Source organism: Candidatus Rokuibacteriota bacterium (assembly GCA_016209385.1).
GTDB lineage: Bacteria > Methylomirabilota > Methylomirabilia > Rokubacteriales > CSP1-6 > JACQWB01.
Window position 1 is genome coordinate 1 of sequence record JACQWB010000240.1, and the last position, 15,804, is coordinate 15,804.

Genomic DNA, 15,804 nt, shown 5'->3' on the forward strand with positions numbered 1-15,804 from the left:
CGCTGGAGCTGTTCGCGCGGGAGATGTTCAGCCCGGAGACGCGGATCCGCTTCCGCCCGAGCTTTTTCCCGTTCACCGAGCCCTCGGCGGAGGCTGACTTTGTGTGCTTTCTCTGCGGCGGGGCGGGGTGCCGGGTGTGCAAGCAGTCGGGGTGGCTGGAGATCCTGGGGGCGGGGATGGTCCACCCCCAGGTGTTCCGGCACGTGGGCTACGATCCGGAGGAGGTGACGGGCTGGGCCTTTGGCATGGGGGTGGAGCGGATCGCCATGCTCAAGTACGGGATCGACGACATCCGGCTCTTCTTCGAGAACGACCTCCGGTTCCTGCAGCAGTTCGGGGCGTAGCCGGACCGCGCAGCATAGCGCCATAAAAGCTCTTCTCGGCCAGGAGCGCTCGCGCGGGTCGGCTACTGTGCGGACCCTCCTGGCGTCGGACACAGCCATGCTACGGTGTCGTAATCTCCTTCGATCGATGATCCCCAGTAGGGGCCTCCGAAATTCGCGTAGCCGATTACCCGGTATTTCGTCGGTGGAGCGATGGTGTCCTTTTCCAGGTCGGCCCTCCAAGGTAAGAGGGCTTCAACAGCGCTCGTTTCAACTTGCGGAAGCGGCCAATGAGCCTTCTCGCAGGTTAACAAATGACTGCGGACTATAACTCGTCGGAGCGAAGCCGAGCGGCTCCCACTCGACTCCTGGCGAGCTTCATGTGGAAGGCGTTGTGGCTTTTCATGCTCCATGTTCCCGTGGCGCTTTTTCTTCTACTCGCTTTTGCGCCGTTGGGCCGCGCTCAGCAAGCAATCCCAGCTAGACCCGAACTCGTTCTCCAAACCGGCCATGCTGACGTCGTTTACTCGCTTGCCTTTAGCCGCGATGGCCGCTACCTGGCCTCGGGGAGTGGGGACCGGACGGTTAAGATCTGGGATGTCGCCACGGGTCAGCAACTGCGTACTCTGACTGGTCATGCCAATAACGTTACTTACGTCGCTTTTAGCCCGGATGGACGCCGCCTCACCAGCAAGGACGCAGAGGACAACGTCACGCTTTGGGAGGTCACCACGGGCCGTCAGCTCTATACGCTGTCGGGGTTGAAACATGCAGCCCTCAGCCCGGACTGGCGCTACCTAGCCTCGCGTGGCCACGATTGGCGCCAACTCGCCCCACGCTCGCGTGGTCAAGGCACTGTCAGACTTTGGGAGGTGGCCACGGGGCAGATGGTGCGTACGTTGCACCCCTTAACCAGCTGGTTTACCCAAGGAGGGCTTTTGGCTTTCAGCCCCGACGGACACTACCTGGCGCTGGCGAGCGAAAATACGGTCGAGCTTTGGGAGGCGGCCACGGGACAACGGACTCACATGCTCGCCGACCATGGCTCACCTGTCCGGTCTTTCGTTTTCAGCCCCGATGGACGCTACCTGGCCTCCTCCGAAAGCTGGGGTGGGGCGGTTAAACTTTGGGAAGTGGCCACAGGGCGGATAGTTCACAACCTTTCGGGCCATAGGCACGGGGCCGATTTTCTTGCTTTCAGCCCCGATGGAGCCACTCTCGCATCAGGGGAGGGGATTGGCATTGTCAAGCTCTGGAACGTCGCGACTGGCCGTGAGGTCCGTACACTCAGCCATCGCTCCATTGCGTTCAGCCCTGACGGGCGTTGGTTCGTGTCCAGGAGTCGAGATGGGCAAGTCAAGGTCTGGGAGCTTGCCACAGGTCGAGAGGTGCTTGCCTTGGCACCCCCCGAGCCGCGAGGGGAAATCCTCGATTTCGCCTTTAGTCCCGATGGTCGGTGGCTGGCGGATGGTGGCGGGAGGTATAGGCCCGGTGGGATCGCATCCGGAATGCTCAGGCTCTGGGAGATCCCGAGCGGGCGTCAGGTTCGGACTTTTGGCGGTGACTCCTCAAGGGTCAACGGTGTTGCTTTTGGCTCTGAAGGGCGTTACCTGGCCATAGCCGGCCAGGAGAGGGTCACACTTTGGGAGTTGTCAAAGGGCGAACAAGCACAGTCCCTCGACACCTATACGGAATCTTCCAGCGCCTTCGCCTTTAGCCTTGGCATGCGGTGGCTGGCGTCAACAAACCACAAAACAGTCAAGCTCTGGGATGTTGCGAGTGGGCGCGAAGTACGCACCTTAACTGGCCATACTGGATCCCTCTGGTCCGTTGCTTTCAGCCCCGATGACCGCTGGTTAGCCTCCGGGAGCAGCGGGACTTCCGTTCCTGTTGAGCTTATGCGCCATGGCACTGAACCGGTTTGGGACGACCCGATTAGGCTTTGGGATGTTGCAAGTGGGAAAGAAGCGCGCGTCTTTGCCGGCCATACCGGACCTGTGTCGAGCCTTGCCTTTAGCCCCGATGGCCGCTGGCTTGCCTCGGGAAGCATGGACGACACGGTTAGGCTCTGGGATGTCATCACCGGACGCGAAGTTCATGTCCTTAAACATGTTGCTGTGCTAACAGTCGCTTTTAGTTCCAATGGTCGATGGCTTGCCTCGGGGGGCAGAGAAGATCATACGGTCCGGGTCTGGGACGTGGCAACGGGCCGTGAGGTGGGCTCACGCGCGGGCCATACCGGCCCCATTTATCATGTGGCGTTTAGTCCCGACGGACTCTATTTGGGCTCGTGTAGTTCGGATGGCACGATTAAGCTCTGGGACGCAGAAACGGGGCGAGAGGTGCGCACCCTAACCGGACATAGTGATGGCGTGCGTTCTTTAGCCTTCAGTCCTGATGGACGATACCTGGCTTCTGGCAGCTGGGATGCCGGCGTGCGCATTTGGGACCTCGCAACTGGCGATCACCGAGCATCACTTATCCCGCTGCGAGCCACAAACGAGTGGTTGGTTGTAACTCCCGACGGCCTCTTCGATGGGTCCCCCGGTGCATGGGACAGCATCCTCTGGCGGTTCGAGGGAAACACCTTCGATGTTGCTCCGGTGGAGATCTTTTTCAATGAATTTTACGATCCAGGCCTGCTTGCCGACATTTTTGCAGGGAAAAAGCCAAAGGCGCCGCGCGAGATCGGCCAGTTTGATCGCCGCCAGCCTCGAGTCAAGCTAGCGCTAGCGGATGGCCAAGCCTCCCCTGGACAAAAGGTATCTACCAGCACTGTGGCACTTAAAGTCGAGGTAGCCGAAGCGCCTCCTAGCAGAGAAAAGCTGGCTGGCAGTGGCGCGCGTGACGTCCGTCTGTTCCGTAATGGGTCCCTTGTAAAAGTCTGGCGTGGAGATGTGCTACAGGGTAAAGGCGGTAAGGTTGTATTGGAATCAACCGTGCCGATTGTTTCCGGTCAGAATCGCTTGACTGTCTATGCATTTAATCGGGATAACATCAAGAGTCCTGATGCCATGCTCGTGGTCACTGGCGCAGAAAATCTCAAGCGGCCAGCCACCGCCTACATCCTGGCTGTGGGTATCAATCAATACGCCAACCGGAGGTACAACCTCAGGTATGCAGTGCCTGATGCAGAGGCTTTTGCCGCAGAGCTAAAGCGCCAGCAAACTCGGCTCGGCACCTTTGCCCAGATCGAGATTGTTCCCCTCCTCGACCAACACGCCACCAAAGCCAATATTCTTCTGGCGCTGAAGCGTCTGGCTGGGACGGAGCCAGGTCCTTTTCCTCCGGGAGCACCGCCGGTGCTAGACAAAATCAAACCGGCTCAGCCCGAAGATGTTGTATTCATCTATTACGCTGGTCACGGAACCGCGGACGGATCGAAGTTCTACCTTATCCCGCATGATTTGGGCTACTCAGGGAGCCGCACACAGTTGGACGAAGCTGGTTTGAAGACCATCTTGCCACACAGCATTTCGGATCTGGAGCTGGAGCAGGCCTTCGAGAAGTTAGATGCGGGGAGGTTGCTTTTGGTCATTGATGCCTGTAATTCCGGGCAGGCGTTGGAGGCCGAGGAGAAGCGCCGAGGACCGATGAACTCCAAGGGGTTGGCGCAGTTGGCCTATGAGAAGGGGATGTACATCCTAACTGCGGCACAGGGCTATCAGGCTGCGCTTGAGGCGGCGCAACTGGGACACGGATTGTTGACATATGCCTTGGTGGAGGAGGGGTTGAAGACAGCGGCGGCAGATACGGCACCGAAGGATGGCCAAGTAGTGATGCGCGAGTGGCTTGACCATACGACGTTGCGTGTTCCGCAGTTGCAAACGGCGATGATGAAGGAAGGGCGGAGCCGAGGCAATGAGATTGCCTTTGTGGATGGCGAAGAGAAAATTCAAGAGCTAGACAAGCGGAGCCTACAGCATCCACGAGTGTTTTACCGGCGCGAGGTCGAAGCCCAGCCACTTGTTGTGGCTAAGCCGGAGGCAAAGTAACCAACTTCCTGTAGGATCGCGGGTGGAGAGGATCGCCATGCTCAAGTACGACATCCGGCTCTTCTTCGAGAACGACCTGCGGTTTTCTGCAGCAGTTGAGGGCGTAGGAGCTGACTTCGGGAATCCGAAGATGTCTCGGACGAAGTCCTCCTCCGGACCCACACCTCCCCGTCAAGGTGTCGGGGTAAGCGCAGCCGTGGGATCGGGTCCGGTCGAGGTGACGGCGGGCGGGGGGCTCCGCCGCGCGAACTGTTGCGCAAGGACCACGGGAGGATGACCATGAATTTCGGGACGTTCCTGCTCATGCAATCGCCGTCCGCGCGCTCCGCGCAGGAGATCTATGCGCGCGGGATCGAGATCGCCCAGGCCGCCGAGGCTCTCGGGTTCCATAACGTCTGGCTCGCCGAGCATCACTTCTCCACGTACGGGTACCTCTCGCGCCCGACCCAGCTCGCGGCGTACATCGCGGCGAAGACCACGCGCTTGCGGGTGGGCACGGCCGTCATCGTCGTTCCGCTCCACCACCCCCTGGTGATCGCCGAGGAGATTGCGACGCTGGATCTGTTATCCGGCGGGCGCCTGGACGTGGGGCTCGGGCGGGGCTACCAGCCCTACGAGTTCGAGCGGTTCGGCCTTGAGCTCGAGAGCGGCCGTGAGCGGTGGGATGAATCGGTCGACGTGATCTTGAAGGCGCTGGGCGGCCAGCCCTTCAGCTACGAGGGGAAGTTCTTCAAGATCCCGGAGACGTCGGTGTTCCCGCAGCCGGTCCAGCGACCGCACCCGCCTATCTGGATCACGGCGCAGAGCCCGGACTCGATCGAGGGGGCCGTGCGCCGCGGGTTCCATGTGCTCACCGGGGGCTTCGGCGTCTCCATCGAGCGGTTAGCCGAGTTCCGCCGGCTCTTCGACCGCCTGGTGGCCGAGGTCCGACCTCCGCGCCCGCTGGAGATCGGCGTCCAGCGGGCGGTCTACGTGGCGGAAAGCGAGGCCGACGCGCGGGCCGCCGCCGAGGAGGCCCGCTGGAACATGCGGGTGACGCTCAGCCTGCGCAACCGCTACGAGCGCGTGGAGCGAGGCCGCGCCATCCCGGTACCGGCGCCGAACGAGCCGGACCTCGACGACCTCCTGGACCGCTTCCTGGTCATCGGGGCGCCGGACACGTGCATCCGCCAGATCAAGCGCATCAAGGACCTCGTGGGCATCACGCACTTCAGCGGCAGTTTCTGGTTCGGCGATCTCGAGCACACGCGCGTGCTGCGCTCGATGGAGCACTTCGCCAGGGACGTCATGCCGGTGTTCCGCGGACCTTGACAGTCGGTGGTCGCGAGGCCTATGATCCGGCCATGACGACGCTCGAGCGGGCGGAGGCGGCCGAGCGCGCGATGATCCAGGAGCTCGACCGCGTCGTCGTGAAGTCTGTGATCTACACCTCCGGCGAGCGGGACCCGAGGCTGCCGGTCCAGCGACCGCCGGACCAGGGCAGGCTCTATATGATGGGGCACGATCCGCGCCTGCCGCGGATGCCCGATAAGCCGACCCTGCTCGACTTCTTCAAGTATCGCTTCGGGCCCGCCAATCACCTGCTGCAGAGCGCGCGGCTCGCGCTAAAGAGCGGGGCGAGCGAGAAGGTCGTCCTCGCGTGCCTGTTGCACGACATCGCCATCGCCGGATTCATCCGCAGCGACCACGGATACTGGGGGGCTCAGCTCGTGGAGCCCTACGTCGCCGAAGAGGTGAGCTGGGCCATCCGTTATCACCAGGCGCTGCGGTTCTTCCCGGACGAGTCGGTCGGATATCACTACCCTGAGATGTACGTCAAGCTGTTCGGCGCGGATTACAAGCCCGAGCCCTACATCGAGCGGGACTACCGTTACGCGCGGAACCACAAGTGGTACATGACGGCGCGTCTGATCTGCGTCAACGACCTCTACGCGTTCGATCCCACCGTGCAGGTCTCCCTGGAGGAGTTCACCGACATCGCGGGTCGGAACTTCCGGCAGCCCGAGGAAGGGCTTGGCTTCGACGCGAGCCCCTCAGCGCACATGTGGCGCAGCATCATCTGGCCGACAAAGTACCTGTAGGGCTCCGCCGCGGCATCGAGCGCCGCCGGTCGTACCCCGACCTCGACCGATTCAGCACGGAGATCGCCTCGCCGCAAGACCTTTGCGAGGCCGAGGCGAACCTTGAATATTCAGGACCGCTTCCGCCGCGACTGTATGTCCGAGCGCGAAGAGAGGGAGCGCGACATGGCGACGCGGAAGAAGGGTACCGGGCTCCTGATGGTCTGGGCTGACGTCCCCGCGGACAAGGAGGAAGAGTTCAATCGCTGGTACAACCGGGAGCATCTGGCCGAGCGGCTGTCCATACCCGGCTTCCTGAGCGGTGCCCGGTACGAAGCGGTGAGAGGGGGACCGAAGCATCTCGCCTGCTACGAGTTGGAAAGCGTCGCGGTGCTCGAGAGCGAGGCCTACGAGAAGGTGCAGAAGAACCCGACGCCCTGGACCCAGCGCATGGGACCCCACGCCGTTGCCACGACGTACATCCGCAACGTCTACACCATGATCCATCCGGCAACGGTGACGCTCGAGATCGCCCGGAGCGACATGGGGCCGGCCCTCCAGATCGGCCGCATGGACGTGCCCGCTGACGTCGATCAGGAGTTCAACACCTGGTACAACACGATCTATGTCCCCAACTACGAAAAGGTCCCCGGCGTCATCCGTGGGCGGCGGTATCGCGCGATGGTTGGGACGCCGATGTACCTGACCCTCTACGAGTTCGAGCATCCCAAGGTCTCGGAAAGCGCGGCGTGGGCCACCCAGCGGAATGCGGTGCCGGTCTCGGAGCGAATGCGGGGCTACATGCGCCACGCGCCGGGGTCGCCGGGCGTGTACGTCAAGACATTTCAGTTGTGAAGAGGATTTCCTAGATGCCGAGCAGGGCGGAAGGATTCTGGCGCGTCATCCGGTCGAGCTGAGCATCGGTGATGCCTAGATGCCTCGCATGAAAGCCGCAGTCTTGTCGCAGATCGGCGGTCCCCTGGTCATCGAAGATCTTCCGCGTCCCCAGCCGCGGAACGGGGAAGTCCTGGTGAAGGTCACGGCGTGCGGCGTCTGCCATACCGACCTCCACGTGGTGAAGGGGGAGGTGAAGTTCCCGCTCCCCGCGGTCCTTGGCCACGAAATTTCGGGTGTGGTGGAGGAGATCGCCTCGGGGGTGAGCGGCGTCAAGCCTGGGGACCGAGTTGTTTGCACGTTCATCATGCCCTGCGGTTCCTGCTACTACTGTATCCGCGGCCGGGACGACCTCTGCGAGACCTTCTTCGCGATGAACCGACTGAAGGGCACGCTGTACGACGGCGCGAGCCGGGTGCGGCGAGCGGATGGCTCCCCCCTGGCGATGTACAGCATGGCAGGACTGGCGGAGTACGCCGTGGTCCCCGCCTCGGATGTCTTCCGCGCCCCCGCCGATCTCCCGCTGGCCGACACCTGCATCCTCGGCTGCGCGATCATGACCGCTTACGGCGCCGTGAAGAATCAGGCCCAGGTCATGCCCGGCGAGACGGTGGCGGTCGTGGGCGCGGGAGGCGTCGGATCCAACGTGATCCAGGTGGCTCGGGTCTTCGGCGCCACAGAGATCATTGCCGTGGATGTGAGTGACGACAAGCTCGACGCAGCCAGGAGGCTTGGAGCCAGCCAGGTCGTGAACGCGTCGAAGGGGGATCCCGTTGCTCAGGTGATGAGCCTCACGGGAGGGCGCGGAGCCGACGTCGTGATCGAGGCACTCGGCAGGCCGGAAACGGTGGTCAACGCGTTCATGATGACGTGCGACGGCGGGCGGACCGTGGTGATCGGCATCGCAGCCGGCCAGGCCACCGCCGGCATCGAGGTGACGCGGCTCGTCCGCCGGGGCATTCGGCTGAGCGGTTCTTACGGCTGCCGGGTGCGGACCGATATGCCGGAGGTCCTGCGCCTGGCGGCGAGGGGCCAGATCAACGTGTCACAGCCGATCACGCGGCGGTACCGGCTGGAGGAAGCCGACCAGGCGTATGCGGCCCTGAGTCGGGGACAGGTCATCGGCCGCGCGATCGTCGTCATGGAGTAGTCACGCCGGCGGCATCCCAGCTCCCGCGTCTCTCAAGGTCTTGCCCTCGCGGGGCAGAGACGGCGCGATCAGAGGATACGGCCCGGCCCGGGGTTGAGCACCCGTGACCTCAGGCTGTCGACGGGGGGAGGGGCGTCGGCGGCTTTGCCCCCAGCAGATGGATGCAGCTCCGGGCGCATCCGTTCCGGGTGGGCCAGAGCGAGCAGTGCGTGACCCGGAAGCGCGGGCGCCAGAACATCCCGGTGAGGCCGGCGAGGAGTGCGTCCACACCCACCTCCGCCCACCTGCCCCGCTCGTGGCACAGGAGCTCCGTGCGGGATCGAAAGCTCCGGACCGTCACGACGACGGCCTGGAGCACGAAGTAGAGCACCGCAAGCGTCACGATGACCGCAACAGCCACCCATGGATTCGTCATCGCTCCCTCCTCGTCCGCGTCGTTGGCAGCGGGCGCCGGCGTCGCACCCCCGATTTCCTAGTCTCAAAGCGCAGACGCGTCGGGACAAGAATCATTTGACCCATTCTGGTAGCTCAGTTGAACCAGGGTCGAGAACTGCCGCGGCGGGAGCCGCGGGAAACCTTATCCTGAACCCCGGGCCAGCCTTGAGAGTCGGCAGCGCGATAGGGTGGCGCTGCCCGGCCCGAAGCATGAGCGCCTTGGCCAGGCCACCCCCGCGCGTGACGGGCGGCTCAGGGCAGCCCGGCGTCGAACTTGAAGCCGATCGCGTTCAGCGCCTCGACCGTCTGCCTGCCGAACTCCCGCTCGATCTGCGCGCCCACCTGCGGGGCATAGGCCACGCGGTCGGCCTGCTCCTCGGTCGGGATCTGGATCATGACCAGCAAGCGCGCCGTCTCGCTGGAGATGTTCTGGAAGCTACGGCTCACGCCGGGCGGGACGGAGCAGAAGTCCAGCGGCTCCAGGACGAGGCTATGCTCGCCCTGGTCACCCCACGCGATCTTGAAGTGGCCGGTCAGGCACATGAAGTTCTCGGTCGTCGTCTCGTGGGCGTGCAGGCCCGGTCCGTCGCCGGGCGGACACTCGGCGATCGCGACGTACAGCCCGGGCTCTCCCCTCAGCGGCGCGAAGCCGCCGCGCCCGACGTAAGTCCTCGGCACCATGATCGGGTAGACGCGGTGGGCGGCGATCCGCTCGAGAACGGGGCGCGGGATGCCGCTGGCCCGCTCCTGCTGGACCTGGTACGACTCGAGGGTCTTGAAGCGCACGGTCCTCTTGGTCATCTCCTCGGGCGTCACGCTGACCGTCTTCATGGTCACTCCCCCTCCACTCTTCTTCGCTCCGCGGCGCGCTTTCTCCTCGCCCCTGCCCTGGCGACGGCCGTCTTTCCCGCCGCCGTCTTCGCCTTCCACCGAATTCGGTGCGCCAGGTGCCGCTCTGCATCCCAGAGGTGCTGCGTCCCCTGGCCGATGAACACGGTGAAAACCTCGCAGCCGTCCGGGTATTCGTACGGCCCGTGAGGCAGGTCCCAGCCGAAGACGTAATCCCCGGGGCGCAGCTCCTTGCCCGCCACGCACATCCGCCCCGCGGTGACGAGGATCGAATGCCAGCTCTTGTGAACATGCTCCGGCTCGACGTAGCCCTTGGGGAACTTGATCTTCATGTCGATCCGCTGTGTGACGGGATCGTGGGTGAAGATCTTGACCTTGACGCCCTTGGGCAGCGTGAGGAGCTCGTTCGCCGCCCCGTCCTCCCACTTGACATCCCTGTCGTAGATGGCATGGAAGGAATGATCGGCTGTTGCCAGCTTGGCGCTTTTGGAGGGTCGCATGGCGTCTCCCGAAGGTGACGGCCGGACGGTGGACTGGCCCAGTCCCGCGTCCCGCCGGGCATTGGTTTCAGCGCATTATACTGCGCGTTGGTCCGGCTGGCGAGTGCCGCGGCGACCATCAGCGGCGAGGACAGCACCGAGGCAAGCGATCGCCTCGCTGGTCCCAGCCGCGCACTCGAGCTGGGTGAAGAGGCTGAAGCGCATGGCCTAAACTTCTTGAACGGCGTGACGTTGAGAAGTGCCTACTTTTTCTAGCTGTGGACTTCCAGAGGGTTCACGGTGAAGTCGGGCAACTCCTTGAACACGGCCGGCGGGCGGTGGCCGATGATCACCAGCCGCCCCATCCGCCCCAGGCACTTCATGCTGGTCTCCAGCGTCCGCCGGCTGGCCACGAAGTCGATGACGGCCTCCACGCCCTTGCCCTCCGTCAGGCGCAGCACCCGTTCGGACCAGTCCCCCGCCGTGGCGTCGATGACCTCGTCGGCGCCGCAGGCCTTCATCTGCTGGAGCTTGGCGTCCCCCAGGTCCACGCCGATGACCCGCCCGCCGCACAGCCTGGCCATCTGCACCCCGTGGATCCCCACGCCCCCGCCGCCGCCCACGATCACCACGTCATCGCTCGGCCCGATCTGCGCCTCGGCGCGGCAGGCATGGTAGGGCGTGCAGATGGCATCGGCCGCCACGCAGGCGTCCAGGAACGAGACGGTGGCCGGGATCCGGCAGAGGTTCACGGCCGGCAGCGTCAGGTACTCCGCATACGCCCCATCGCACGCCATCCCGACGTAGCCCTTGAAGTTGGGGCAGCGGGTCTCCTTCCCCAGGCGGCACCACTTGCACACCTTGCAGGTGAGGTAGAAGTGACAGGTGACGCGGTCTCCCACCCGCCAGCCCTCCACCGCCGACCCGGTCTCCGCCACCTCGCCGGCCAGCTCGTGCCCCAGGATCCGAGGGTAGCTGGTCACGAGGCCCGGCGTGGCCTTCATGATGACCACGGTGAGACCCACGCCGGTGGCCCGGACCTTGATGAGCACTTCGTTGGGTCCCGGCTCGGGCACGGGCACTTCGCCCAGCTTCACCGGCCCTGCCAGCTCGTGCAGCAGCATCGCTCTCATTGCCGGCTCCCTCCGTGACCTCATCGGAGGGGGCCTCGACGGCCCCCTCCGAGCCACCCCCAGGACAGCGTTGCGCCGGCCGGGTACCCACTCCGAAGGAGTGGGTGGGCGCTCGAACAGAGCTGACTCCCACGCCCTCCCCGGGGTGCGCGGCTCACCCGCGCGCCGGCCGTCATTGCGCGGGGTTCGGGATCGGGTGGATGGCGTTGGCGGCCTTCAGCGTCAGGGCCTGCTGGGTTCCGTCGGAGGTGAAGAACATGGCGGCGTCCCGGTAGAGCTTCTCCAATCCCATCTCCCGCATCAACCCGTAGCCCCCGCACACCTGGATCGCCACCTGGGTGGCGCGCACGGCGGTCTCGGCCGCCAGCACCTTGGGCATGGAGGCCCACGTGGCGTCGAAGTGCTCCCGATGCTCCGCCGCCCAGGCGGCGTGCCAGATATAGTCCCGCGTCGAGTCCAGGCGCATCTTCGTGTCAGTCAGGAGCATGCGGATGGCTTGGCGCTCGATGATAGGCCGTCCTCCCTGGATCCGCGTCCGGGCGAACTCGAGCGCCTTCTCGTAGGCAGCGCGGCCGACCCCGAGGATCGTGGCGCCCGCGTAGGCGTTGCTGGCGGGAAAAAACCGCCGGAGGACCTCGAAGCCCTCGTTGAGCCCCATGAACTGGTTGCTCAGCGGGATGCGGCAGTCCCGGAAGATCAGCTCGGCGTTGTTGGCCAGGCGCTCCCCCATCTTGTTGTGGACCCGCCCGATGCTGAACCCGGGCGCGTCCCGGGGGACCAGGAAGGCGGTGAGGCCGTGGGTCTGGGGGCGCGCGGGGTCGGTGCGGGCGAAGATCAGGCAGAGGGCGGCGCGGTTGCCGTTGCTGATGAAGTGCTTCATGCCGTTGAGCACCCAGTGGTCGCCGTCGCGCACCGCGCTCAGGTGCGGGCCGGCCTTCGCGTCCGGGTACGGGATGATGTAGTCCGAGCCCGTCTCGGGCTCGGTGATGGCGATGGCCAGGAGCCCTCGGGGGTCGTCCCGGAGGACGGGCAGGAAGCGCTGGAGCTGCTCGGGGGTGGCGCCCCGCTGGATGGTCTGCGCGATCTTCCAGGTCTGGGCCATGATCACGGCCATCCCCAGGTCCCCCGCGGCCAGCTCCTCGGCGAGCATGCAGAGGGTCACGGCGTCTGCTCCCGCCCCGCCGTATGTTTTGTCCAGGGCCACGGTGCGGAGGCCCGCGGCCGAGAGCTTCTCCACCAGCTCCCAGGAGAAGCAGTCGGCGGGGTCGGGCCGCGCGTCCAGGGTGGCGGCCACGGGGACCACCTCGCGCGCCACGAACTCCCGCGCCAGTTCCCGCAGGGCGATCTGTTGCTCTGTGAGGGCGAAGCTCACCATGGATCCTCTCCGATCGGGGGGAGAAGTGGGGAGGAGCGTGGGCGACGGCGCCGGGATCGGACTCAATCGATCCGGAAGCCTGCCCCCACGGCTTCCACAGCCACGCGGGCGATGGCTTCGTCTTGCTCCCAGTTCCCCCCGCTCACCCCGATTCCCCCGACGCACTCGCCCTCGACGATGATCGGGAAGCCACCCTCCATCGCGGTCCAGCGCTCGGGGCCCGCCGCGAGGGCGAGGCCAAGGGCGTGCAGGGTGTCGAGGGGCTGGGCCTGGGCGCCCCGGCTGCTGGTGGGTCGCTTGTTCGAGGCCGCGCACACGGCCTTGGCGGTCGAGGAGTGGACGGTGTGGAAGCGTCCGCCGTCCATCCGCTCGAGAACCAGGAGGTGCCCCCCCGCGTCCACGATGGCGACGGTGATGGCGATTCCGAGCTCGCCGGCCTTGGCGATGGCGGCCGCCATCATCCGCTTCGCCCCTCCGGTGGTGAGGCGCTTGGTCTGGGAAAACGGCATGGGTGCGCTTCCTCCGATGTTGCTCCCGCCCTCCGGGACGCGGGGAACGGGAGCGTCGCAAGTATCAAGGTCCGCAACGAGTGCGCGGGCGGCCGCCGGGGCCTTGCCCCTCGTGGCGTCGGAGCATGGCCGATGCTACAGCGCGGATGAAGCGCGGGTCAAGGCGAACGCTGACTGGGTGTGCTGCTACAGGCTCACACCCGCCCCCGCACTTCCTGAGCGAACCGCTCCATCGTCTCGAGCGCATGGGCCCGGCTCTCCGGAGCGTAATCGAAGACCAGGTGCTCCACCCCCAGGTCCTGGTAGCGCTTGATGTCATCGACGATCTCGGCGGCACTCCCCTCGCACGGCTGGCGATCCGCGCCGGGTGCGCGCTCCTGGAAGGCCAGGAGCACTTTGACGCTCAGCGCGATCTCGCTCATGGACCGGCCGGCCTCCTCCATCTGCCTGCGAAGCCCATCCACCCCTTTCCGCAGCTCGGCCGGCGACAGCCGAAACGGATGCCAGCCGTTGCCGACCTCGGCCACGCGCTTCAAGGCGGCGGGACTCCCGCCGCCGACCCAGATCGGCGTGTGGGGCCGGCTCCTGGGCTTGGGGCCGAAGGCGACCCCCTCGAACCGGTAAAACCGCCCCTGGAAGGTGGACCGCTCCTGGGTCCAGAGCGCTTTACAGATCCGGAGCCCCTCGGTGGTCCGCGCCCCCCGGTTTCCAAACGGCCAGTTCAACACCTCGAACTCCTCCTGGAACCAGCCGACGCCAACGCCGAAGACAAAGCGGCCGTCGAGCAGCTGGTCCAGATGGGCGACCTTCGCGGCGACCGCGATCGGATGGTGCATGGGGAGGATGCAGACGCTGGTTCCGAGCGTGAGGGCGCGCGTCCGTCCCGCCAGGTAGGTCAACACCGTGAACTGGTCCCAGTAGCGCTCGAGCCAGGCCGGAGGAAACTCGCCGTCCGCGGTGCCCGGGTAGCGGGAAACGCGCCTGGGCGGGATCACCAGGTGGTCGCTCGCCCAGAGCGAGTCAATGCCCAGCGCCTCGGCCTTTCGGGCGATGGCATCGAAGGTCTCGCGGGTGGCCTCCTCTCCCCGCACGATCAGCGAGAACCCGTATTTCACGGCCGCCCCTCCCGACCCCTCCGACGACGGTAAACGCCCTTTCCGCTGTCTCCGCTCAGGGCCGCCCCCTCACCCCTTCCGCCGCAGCTTCGGGTCGAGCGCGTCCCGCAGGGAATCGCCGAAGAGGTTGAAGCCGAACACGCCCAGGCTGATCGCGATGCCGGGGAAGAGGGCGATCCACGGGGCCTTCTCGGCATACGACGGAGCGGAGCCCGAGAGCATCAGCCCCCACGACGGCGTCGGCTCGGCCGCCCCCAGGCCCAGGTAGGAGAGCGCCGCCTCGGCCAGGATGGCGCTCCCGAGCTGAGCGGTCAGCATGATGATGTAGGGGGCCATGACGTTCGGAACGATGTGCTGGAGGATGACGCGGGGCCGCGAGGCGCCGAGGGCGTTCACGGCCTCGACGTACACGTTCTCTTTCACCGACAGCGCGGCCGAGCGCACCACGCGCGCGGCGCGCGGCACGATCGGGATCGAGATGGCCACCACCACGTTCTGGACCGCCGGGCCCAGGATGGACGCGATGGCGAGGGCCAGGATCAGCTGCGGGAACGCGAGCAGCATGTCCATCAGGCGCTCGAGGAAGAGATCCACCCTGCCACCCAGGTACGCGCTGGTCACGCCCAGCAGCGCGCCGATCGTGCAGCCCGCGAACGACGCGGTGAAGCCGACGAAGAGGGCGATCCGCGCCCCGTGCATGATCCGGCTCAGCACGTCGCGCCCGAACTCGTCGGTGCCGAACCAGTGGTCCGCGCTCGGCCGCGCGAACTGCAACCCGTAATCGCCGAGATACGGGTCGTAGGGCGCTAGCATCTCTGCGAAGACGGCCACGGCCATCATCCCGAGGATGATGAACGCCCCCGCGGCGCCGAGCGGCTTCGTCCGGACGAACTTCATGACCTCTTCGCCGACGGTGAGCCGCGGCTTGAGGGCGGCCCAAGCCGTCGCATGGGTCAGCACGTAATCGGTGGTCGCCATGGTCAGCGGTACCGGATCCGTGGATCGAACCACGCGTAGGTCAGGTCCACCAGGAGGTTCACGACCACGAAGCTGAACGCGATCAGGAAGACGAGCGCCTGGACCACCGGGTAGTCCCTGTGCGCGACGGCATCTACCACGAACCGCCCCACGCCGTTCAGGGTGAACACGGTCTCGGTGACGACGAGGCCGCCGATGAGGAAAGCGAACTCCGTGCCGACCAAGGTGATCACCGGGAGCATCGCGTTCTTGAGCGCGTGGCGGATGACGACGGCCCGCTCGGCCAACCCCTTGGCCCAGGCGGTGCGGATGTAGTCCTCGCGCAGCACCTCGAGCACGGTCGAGCGCGTCATGCGGGTGGTGACGGCGGCGTACCGGTAGCCCACGGTCACCACCGGCCAGATCAACTGCGAGAGGTTCGCCCAGGGATCGACCCACGGAGGCGAGAACTCCAGAGGCGGCCCCCAGCCGAAGAGCAGCACGAGGAACAGGATGCAGAGGATCCCGAC

General features: G+C 65.5%; 15 protein-coding genes. 6 read left to right on the forward strand and 9 right to left on the reverse strand.

All coding sequences use genetic code 11. The annotated features are described in order from the left end of the window. From pheS to HY726_17930, 6 genes are all read left to right on the forward strand, one after another. Positions 1-344 (forward strand): phenylalanine--tRNA ligase subunit alpha (gene pheS, locus HY726_17905; GenBank protein MBI4610869.1); only part of this gene is annotated, 344 nt, incomplete at its 5' end. A gap of 359 nt (positions 345-703) precedes the next feature. Then, entirely contained in the window at positions 704-4,318 is a 3,615-nt protein-coding gene (locus HY726_17910) for a caspase family protein (protein MBI4610870.1), read from the forward strand. A 279-nt stretch (positions 4,319-4,597) separates the two neighbouring features. Then, positions 4,598-5,629 carry an LLM class flavin-dependent oxidoreductase gene (locus HY726_17915; protein MBI4610871.1) on the forward strand — a complete coding sequence of 344 codons (1,032 nt, stop codon included), beginning with the start codon at positions 4,598-4,600 and terminating at the stop codon, positions 5,627-5,629. 32 nt (positions 5,630-5,661) lie between these two features. Then, positions 5,662-6,399, forward strand: a complete 738-nt coding sequence (locus HY726_17920; GenBank protein MBI4610872.1) for an HD domain-containing protein — start codon at positions 5,662-5,664, stop codon at positions 6,397-6,399. Between the two features lie 165 nt (positions 6,400-6,564). After that, the gene (locus HY726_17925; protein ID MBI4610873.1) at positions 6,565-7,233 is read left to right on the forward strand and encodes a hypothetical protein; all 669 of its coding nucleotides are present in this window, start codon (positions 6,565-6,567) and stop codon (positions 7,231-7,233) included. Positions 7,234-7,321: 88 nt separating this feature from the next. After that, positions 7,322-8,422 (forward strand): zinc-binding dehydrogenase, encoded by a 1,101-nt coding sequence (locus tag HY726_17930; GenBank protein MBI4610874.1) that lies wholly within the window; start codon positions 7,322-7,324, stop codon positions 8,420-8,422. 109 nt (positions 8,423-8,531) lie between these two features. On the opposite strand, the gene HY726_17935 is transcribed toward HY726_17930, so the two are convergent. The 9 genes from HY726_17935 to HY726_17975 form a co-directional block, all read right to left on the reverse strand. Further along, positions 8,532-8,837: a hypothetical protein gene (locus HY726_17935; GenBank protein MBI4610875.1), complete on the reverse strand. Its 306-nt coding sequence runs from the start codon at positions 8,835-8,837 to the stop codon at positions 8,532-8,534. 272 nt (positions 8,838-9,109) lie between these two features. Continuing rightward, the gene (locus HY726_17940) at positions 9,110-9,688 is read right to left on the reverse strand and encodes a cupin domain-containing protein (GenBank protein ID MBI4610876.1); all 579 of its coding nucleotides are present in this window, start codon (positions 9,686-9,688) and stop codon (positions 9,110-9,112) included. Positions 9,689-9,690: 2 nt separating this feature from the next. Beyond that, positions 9,691-10,206, reverse strand: coding sequence for a hypothetical protein (locus tag HY726_17945; GenBank protein ID MBI4610877.1), 516 nt, complete (start codon positions 10,204-10,206; stop codon positions 9,691-9,693). Positions 10,207-10,457: 251 nt separating this feature from the next. After that, complete coding sequence (locus HY726_17950) at positions 10,458-11,318, reverse strand: alcohol dehydrogenase catalytic domain-containing protein (protein MBI4610878.1); 861 nt, start codon at positions 11,316-11,318, stop codon at positions 10,458-10,460. A gap of 172 nt (positions 11,319-11,490) precedes the next feature. After that, the gene (locus HY726_17955; GenBank protein ID MBI4610879.1) at positions 11,491-12,693 is read right to left on the reverse strand and encodes an acyl-CoA dehydrogenase family protein; all 1,203 of its coding nucleotides are present in this window, start codon (positions 12,691-12,693) and stop codon (positions 11,491-11,493) included. A 62-nt stretch (positions 12,694-12,755) separates the two neighbouring features. Further along, complete coding sequence (locus HY726_17960) at positions 12,756-13,202, reverse strand: heme-binding protein (GenBank protein MBI4610880.1); 447 nt, start codon at positions 13,200-13,202, stop codon at positions 12,756-12,758. Between the two features lie 194 nt (positions 13,203-13,396). Beyond that, positions 13,397-14,317, reverse strand: a complete 921-nt coding sequence (locus HY726_17965; protein ID MBI4610881.1) for an LLM class F420-dependent oxidoreductase — start codon at positions 14,315-14,317, stop codon at positions 13,397-13,399. A gap of 69 nt (positions 14,318-14,386) precedes the next feature. After that, on the reverse strand, positions 14,387-15,295 hold the full coding sequence (locus tag HY726_17970) for an ABC transporter permease (protein MBI4610882.1): 909 nt from the start codon (positions 15,293-15,295) through the stop codon (positions 14,387-14,389). 2 nt (positions 15,296-15,297) lie between these two features. Next, positions 15,298-15,804: ABC transporter permease (locus HY726_17975; protein MBI4610883.1), on the reverse strand; the 507-nt coding region annotated here is incomplete at its 5' end.

Bases quoted from the DNA above. Each gene is read 5' to 3' on its own strand.
- HY726_17910 (MBI4610870.1), top strand. From the start codon at position 704: ATGTGGAAGGCGTTGTGGCTTTTCATGCTCCATGTTCCCGTGGCGCTT.
- HY726_17930 (MBI4610874.1), top strand. From the start codon at position 7,322: ATGAAAGCCGCAGTCTTGTCGCAGATCGGCGGTCCCCTGGTCATCGAA.
- HY726_17925 (MBI4610873.1), top strand. From the start codon at position 6,565: ATGGCGACGCGGAAGAAGGGTACCGGGCTCCTGATGGTCTGGGCTGAC.
- HY726_17920 (MBI4610872.1), top strand. From the start codon at position 5,662: ATGACGACGCTCGAGCGGGCGGAGGCGGCCGAGCGCGCGATGATCCAG.
- HY726_17935 (MBI4610875.1), bottom strand. From the start codon at position 8,837: ATGACGAATCCATGGGTGGCTGTTGCGGTCATCGTGACGCTTGCGGTG.
- HY726_17970 (MBI4610882.1), bottom strand. From the start codon at position 15,295: ATGGCGACCACCGATTACGTGCTGACCCATGCGACGGCTTGGGCCGCC.
- HY726_17915 (MBI4610871.1), top strand. From the start codon at position 4,598: ATGAATTTCGGGACGTTCCTGCTCATGCAATCGCCGTCCGCGCGCTCC.
- HY726_17950 (MBI4610878.1), bottom strand. From the start codon at position 11,318: ATGAGAGCGATGCTGCTGCACGAGCTGGCAGGGCCGGTGAAGCTGGGC.
- HY726_17955 (MBI4610879.1), bottom strand. From the start codon at position 12,693: ATGGTGAGCTTCGCCCTCACAGAGCAACAGATCGCCCTGCGGGAACTG.
- HY726_17945 (MBI4610877.1), bottom strand. From the start codon at position 10,206: ATGCGACCCTCCAAAAGCGCCAAGCTGGCAACAGCCGATCATTCCTTC.
- HY726_17940 (MBI4610876.1), bottom strand. From the start codon at position 9,688: ATGAAGACGGTCAGCGTGACGCCCGAGGAGATGACCAAGAGGACCGTG.
- HY726_17960 (MBI4610880.1), bottom strand. From the start codon at position 13,202: ATGCCGTTTTCCCAGACCAAGCGCCTCACCACCGGAGGGGCGAAGCGG.